Source organism: Verrucosispora sp. SN26_14.1, assembly GCF_004307965.1.
Lineage (GTDB): Bacteria > Actinomycetota > Actinomycetes > Mycobacteriales > Micromonosporaceae > Micromonospora.
Genome location: NZ_SISL01000362.1, coordinates 1 through 5,960 on the forward strand (window position 1 = coordinate 1; position 5,960 = coordinate 5,960).

Annotated in this window: 7 protein-coding genes; 5 read left to right on the forward strand and 2 right to left on the reverse strand. The window is 70.9% G+C overall.

The annotated features are described in order from the left end of the window. The first annotated feature begins 51 nt into the window (after positions 1-51). Both EYA84_RS24415 and EYA84_RS24420 read left to right on the forward strand, forming a co-directional pair. On the forward strand, positions 52-726 hold the full coding sequence (locus tag EYA84_RS24415; RefSeq protein WP_131055711.1) for a DUF4166 domain-containing protein: 675 nt from the start codon (positions 52-54) through the stop codon (positions 724-726). A 13-nt stretch (positions 727-739) separates the two neighbouring features. Next, positions 740-1,360, forward strand: coding sequence for a TetR/AcrR family transcriptional regulator (locus EYA84_RS24420; protein WP_131055713.1), 621 nt, complete (start codon positions 740-742; stop codon positions 1,358-1,360). Positions 1,361-1,524: 164 nt separating this feature from the next. Here the strand turns inward: EYA84_RS24420 and aspS are convergent, their stop codons facing one another. Continuing rightward, positions 1,525-2,811 (reverse strand): aspartate--tRNA(Asn) ligase, encoded by a 1,287-nt coding sequence (gene aspS, locus EYA84_RS24425; RefSeq protein ID WP_131055715.1) that lies wholly within the window; start codon positions 2,809-2,811, stop codon positions 1,525-1,527. A 472-nt stretch (positions 2,812-3,283) separates the two neighbouring features. On the opposite strand from aspS, the gene lipA reads away from it, so the two are divergent. Together lipA and EYA84_RS24435 are read left to right on the forward strand one after the other, a co-directional pair. Next, positions 3,284-4,273 carry a lipoyl synthase gene (gene lipA / locus EYA84_RS24430; RefSeq protein WP_131055717.1) on the forward strand — a complete coding sequence of 330 codons (990 nt, stop codon included), beginning with the start codon at positions 3,284-3,286 and terminating at the stop codon, positions 4,271-4,273. 146 nt (positions 4,274-4,419) lie between these two features. Further along, entirely contained in the window at positions 4,420-5,109 is a 690-nt protein-coding gene (locus EYA84_RS24435) for a DUF4191 domain-containing protein (protein ID WP_131055719.1), read from the forward strand. A 15-nt stretch (positions 5,110-5,124) separates the two neighbouring features. On the opposite strand, the gene EYA84_RS24440 is transcribed toward EYA84_RS24435, so the two are convergent. Next, positions 5,125-5,469 (reverse strand): RDD family protein, encoded by a 345-nt coding sequence (locus EYA84_RS24440; RefSeq protein ID WP_236145938.1) that lies wholly within the window; start codon positions 5,467-5,469, stop codon positions 5,125-5,127. Between the two features lie 323 nt (positions 5,470-5,792). Here EYA84_RS24440 and EYA84_RS24445 point away from each other — a divergent pair. Continuing rightward, a partial coding sequence (locus tag EYA84_RS24445) for a glutamine synthetase beta-grasp domain-containing protein (protein ID WP_201272466.1) occupies positions 5,793-5,960 on the forward strand: 168 nt, incomplete at its 3' end.

The following is a 5,960-nucleotide window of genomic DNA, read 5'->3' on the forward strand; positions in this document are numbered from 1 at the left end:
CCGCCCGCCGGACCGCCTCGCCGCCCGGCCACCCCGCCTCCTGGAGCACCTGTGACCTCCGTCTTCCAGCACGCCCTCGGCGACGACTTCGACCGTCTGCACCCGCACCTGCGCCGCCGCTTCGCGGTCGACGGCGAACCCGACCTCGGCTGCGTCGGCACCGGGACGATGGACCGGGTCTGGCACGGCGGCGCCTTCACGTGGCCGTTCCTGCGCCTCGGCAGCCTGCGCCACATCCTCTTCCCGGAGACCGGCCGGCAGATCCCCTTCACCATCGAGAACTACGCCTACACCGACACGTACGGCCGCCCCACCCTGACCTTCGTCCGCACCTTCCAGGTCACCCCACACCGGCGGCGACGCTTCGACGCCACGATGGTCTGGAGCGCCCGTCGCGGGGTCCTGGTCGACTATCTCGGTACGCACCAACACCTCGCCGTCGACCTGCACCTCTCCGTCGACGCCGCCGGTGGGCTGACCATCCGCAGTGGCGTCCAGCGGTTCCCGAACGGGCTGCCCTGCCCCGCCGCGCTGACCGGCGAGGCACGCGTACGCGAGTGGTACGACGACCGGGCCGACCGGTTCCGCATCGAGGTCAGGGTCACCAACCGTCGGTTCGGTCCGCTCTTCGGCTACGAGGGCGGCTTCACCGTCGACTACGTCCCGTCGCACCGGACACCGGTGCCCGCCGCCGTACGCCCGCTGCGCGAGAATCCCCGGGAGTAGACGAGAGGACACCATGGCCACCCGGGACAAACTGATCGACGGTGCCATCGCCGCGATCCGTGCGCACGGCATCGCCGGTGTGTCGGCGCGGACGATCGCGGCCACGGCCGGCGTCAACCAGGCGCTGGTCTTCTATCACTTCGGCAGCGTCGACGAACTGCTGGCCGAGGCGTGCCGGAGTGTCACCAGCACCCGGGTGGCCGCGTACCGGGCCCGTTTCGCCGAGGTGTCGTCCCTGCGCGAACTGCTCGACGTCGGGCGTACCCTGCACCACCAGGAACAGGCCGAGGGCAACCTCGCGGTGCTGGCCCAGCTGCTGGCCGGCGCACAGAACGACCCCACGCTCGCCGAGTCCACCGCAGCGGCCCTGCGGATCTGGACGGTCGAGATCGAGTCGGTGCTGCGGCGACTGCTCGACGGCTCACCGATCGCCCCGGTCGTCGACCCCACCGGACTGGCCCGTGCCGTCAGCGCCGCCTTCATCGGCCTGGAACTCTACGACGGCGTCGACCCGGACGGCGCGCGCTCCGCGTTCGACGCCCTGGAACGACTCGCCGTCCTGGTCGAGGTGATCGACGACCTCGGCCCCATCGCCCGCCGCGCCGCCCGCGCCAAACTCCGCCACCTCACCTGAGCGTCCCGCCGCCCGTCGGCCCACCACCCCCGCCCGCCCGCTCCGCCCGCCTGCCCGCTCCGTTCGCCCGTCGATCATGGAGTTGTGGTCGGAACAAAACGGAAATACATCCGCAATTCCAGTGCCACAACTCCATGATCGACGCGATCGGACGGCGGACGGGGTCAGGGTGTGAGGCGGTGGAGGTCGCGGGGGAAGGCGGTGACCTCGCGGACGTTGGCGGCTCCGGTCAGCCGGGCGACGAAGCGTTCCAGACCGATGGCGAACCCGCCGTGCGGCGGCATGCCGTGCCGGAAGGCGTCGACGTATCCGGCGTACGGCTCGACCGGTTCGCCCCGGGCCGCGAGGGCGGACAGGTAGTCGGCGTGCCGGTGCAGCCGCTGCCCTCCGGTCACCAGTTCCAGGCCACGGAAGAGCAGGTCGAAGCCGTTCGAGTAGTCCGGCCGGTCCGGGTCGGGGTGGGTGTAGAAGGGCCGCTTCGCCATCGGGTACCCGGTGACGAAGACGAAGTCGGAGCCGTGTTCCCGCTGCGCCCACTCGCCCAGCGCCCGTTCGTGGGCGGGCGCCAGGTCCGGTTCGTCGGCGGGTGCCCCGGCGATCCGCAGGGCCTCGGTGAAGTGCACGTCCGGGATCTGCGCCGGTACGGCGGGCACCTGCACGCCGAGGGTGGCCAACGCGGCGCCGGCCCGGTCGTCGACCGTCTCCATCATGCCGGCCAGGGTGTCCCGCAGGACCTCCATCACGTCCCGGTGGTCGGTGACGAAGCCCAGCTCGGCGTCGAGGGAGGTGTACTGCGCCAGGTGCCGTACGGTGTCGTGCGGCTCGGCGCGGAACACCGGCCCGACCTCGTAGACCCGCTCGAAGACACCGACCATGAGCTGCTTGTAGAACTGCGGTGACTGGGCCAGGTACGCCGGACGGCCGAACCAGTCGAGCGCGAAGACGTTCGCCCCGCTCTCGGTGGACGAGCCGACGACCTTCGGGGTGTGGATCTCGACGAACCGTCGGGCGTCCAGCGTGGCCCGGAAGCCGGCCACCGCCGCCGCCGAGATGCGCAGTGCCGCCGAGCGGCTCGGGTGGCGCAGCGCGACGGGTGCGTGGTCGAGCTGGGTGGGCAGGCTGGCGGTGAGCGTCGGCCGGTACAGGTCGAAGGGCGGCGGTACGGCGGGCGGCCCGAGCGGGCGTACCACCGGGCCGGTCAGCTCGACCCCGGCGGGCGCGGTGGCGTTGGCGACCACCGTGCCGTCGACCTCGACGACGCTCTCCTCGGGCAGCGCCTCGATCTCGGCGCGGACCGCCGGGTCGGTGACCACCACCTGGGTGAGGCCGGCGGCGTCCCGGACGATCAGGAAGGCCACCGACTTGAGCAGTCGGCGGCGGTGGACCCAGCCGGCGATCCGGACGGTACGGCCGGTGTGCGGGGTGAGTCGGTCGGACAGGATGCGTTGCACGGTTACCTCCTCGTCGATCGCAACGCGATCCCCGGGAGGTGTGGGCGAGCGGGAACCTCGCGGTGCCACCACACCTTCGCCCCCGTCGGGACGGGGGCCTCATTCGTCGCCTTTTCACCGGGGCCAGCCGGGCGGGCTCTACTGGGCGCGGATGTTAGGCGGGGTCCCCTGCTCTACCGCAGGCGTTAGCAGGGGGCCCTTCCTTACACATCACACGCCGTTCTTCCCGCAGCTCGGGAGGGTCTTCACGGCCCGACGCCAGACCGCCTCACAGCAACCGGCGGCTCTCTTCAACTGGCGGATCGGGGCGCTACTCGGCTCCGTCGTCGCTCTCGAACGACCACGCTAGCACCCGATCGGGCCGTCCTGTGACGCGTGATTCCCGCCTTCGGTGTCCGGCGTCACAGGATTTCCGAGGTGACGGCCGTCGCCCCTGTTCATCGACGGCCACCATCCGGCGTAGGCTCGTTTTGTGACGATCGAGCACTCCGCGCCAACGACCGGCCAGGCCGCGCGTACCGCGACGCCCGCTCCCGAGGGGCGGCGACTGCTGCGGATCGAGGCACGCAACGCCGAGACGCCGATCGAGCGCAAACCACCGTGGATCAAGGTCAAGGCCAAGATGGGCCCGGAGTACACCCAGTTGCGCGGGCTGGTCTCGCGCGAGGGGCTGCACACCGTGTGCCAGGAGGCCGGCTGTCCCAACATCTACGAGTGCTGGGAGGACCGGGAGGCCACCTTCCTCATCGGCGGCGACCAGTGCACCCGCCGCTGCGACTTCTGCCAGATCGACACGGGCAAGCCGGCCGAGTTCGACGCCGACGAGCCGCGCCGGGTCGCCGAGTCGGTGGTCTCGATGGGCCTGCGGTACGCCACCATCACCGGCGTCGCCCGTGACGACCTGCCCGACGGCGGCGCCTGGCTGTACGCGGAGACCGTCCGGCAGATCCACGCCCTGCAACCGGGCTGCGGCGTCGAGCTGCTGATCCCCGACTTCAACGCCGTCCCCGAGCAGCTCGCCGAGGTGTTCGGCGCCCGGCCCGAGGTGCTGGCGCACAACGTCGAGACGGTGCCGCGCATCTTCAAGCGGATCCGGCCGGCGTTCCGCTACGAGCGCTCGCTGGACGTCATCAGCCAGGCCCGCGCGGCCGGGCTGGTCACCAAGAGCAACCTGATCCTGGGGATGGGCGAGGAGCGCGCCGAGGTCTCCCAGGCGCTGCGCGACCTGCACTCCGCCGGTTGTGAGCTGATCACCATCACGCAGTACCTGCGTCCCTCCCCCCGGCACCACCCGGTGGAGCGCTGGGTCAAGCCGGAGGAGTTCGTCGAGCTGCGCGAGGAGGCCGAGGAGATCGGCTTCGCCGGGGTGATGAGCGGGCCGCTGGTGCGCTCCTCCTACCGCGCCGGCCGCCTCTACCAGCAGGCCCTGGCCGCCCGCGAGAGCGTCGCCGTCGCCGGCTGAGCCGACCGGCGTCGACAGGGTTCGGCCGGCTGCGTCGGCGACCGACCGCACGAACCCCGGTCCGGGACGGGCCGGCGAGCGGCGCCCGACGGGCAGGGACCGGCCGGGGATCAACCGCGCGGCGAGCGACCACTAGACTCGGGCGCATGGCAAAGCCCCAGGAGAAGGTCTCGTTCGGCCAGCGGCTGAAGCAGATCGGGTTGGTGTTCCGATTCACCGCCAAGCAGGACAAGTGGTTCGCGCCACTGGCGGCCGGCGCGGTGCTGATTCCGCTCGCGCTGACCGTGGTCGCGGTCATGATCTGGGGCTGGCTGTGGTTGCCGTTGGGCATCCTGTTCGCCCTGCTCGCCCTGCTGATCGTGCTCAACCTGCGGTCGAACCGGGCGATGATGAACGCGGCCGAGGGGCAGCCGGGCGCCGCCGCGCAGATCATGGAGAACATGCGGGGCGACTGGCGGGTCTCCCCGGCGGTCAGCTCGACCACCCAGATGGACATGGTCCACCTGGTCATCGGCAAGCCGGGCGTGATCCTGCTGGCGGAGGGCAACCCCCAGCGGGTACGCGGGCTGCTCGGCCAGGAGAAGCGCCGGCTCGCCAAGGTGATCGGCAATGCACCGCTCTACGACTACGTCATCGGCCAGGACGAGGGCGAGCTGCCGATCCGCAAGCTGCGGATGACGCTGATGCGGCTGCCGCGCAACCTCAGCGGCAAGGACGTCAACTCGCTGGACAAGCGACTCAAGGCGCTCACCGCCCGGCCGCAGATGCCCAAGGGCGCCATCCCGAAGAACCTCCGCCCGCCGCGCGGTGCCTTCCGGCAGAGCCGGGGCCGCTGAGGTCGGGTCGGGCGGTCAGCGCCCGGCGCGTGCGGCCGGGACGACGACCGCGCCGCTGAGGCGGTCGTGCAGGCCCCGCCGGTGCTGGTCCATCAGCAGTGCGGGGACGACCAACGCCAGCAGGACGCCGCGCAGCAGGGCCCGGACCAGTCCGATCCGTCCGCCGTCGGCCCAGGCCACGCAGCGGATCCTGGTGACGTACATGCCGGGGGTCTGCGCGAACAGGCCGAGGAAGAAGCCGTACATCACGATCAACACGACGACCGGCGCCCACGGATCTCCGGTGGGGCTGGCGAACAGGCCCGACGCGAGCAGGCAGAGCACCCAGTCGATGACCAGTGCCCCGAAGCGGCGGCCCAGGTCGGCCGGGGCGAAGGTGGGGTCGGTGGCGGGCGGCGGCGCGTGGTGGGGCTCGGTCGTCACAGCGGACAAGACTAGCCAGCACACGGGCACGGGCCCGGCGCAGGTCCGGCACGTGATACCGAAAAGGGTCAATAGCAGCAATTTTCACTACACTGGCACAGCCGGACCAGTCCGTCGCGTATCGGGTCCGTCCCACCAGGGAACATGACACAACGCGAGGGACGTAACACGGCAGAAACACTGGAGACATGGCCGGGCAACCGCACGGCCATAGCGTCGCCAGGAGCCTAGCTACCCCGTGGACGTTGCCAGGAGGACGAGTGTTCGCCAATCCCGAGGAACTCCTGCGTTACCTCAAGAACGAGGACGTGAAGTTCGTCGACGTACGTTTCTGTGACCTGCCGGGTGTGATGCAGCATTTCAATCTGCCGGTGGAGTCTGTCGACGACAACTTCTTCACTGATGGTCTCGCGTTCGACGGGTCGTCG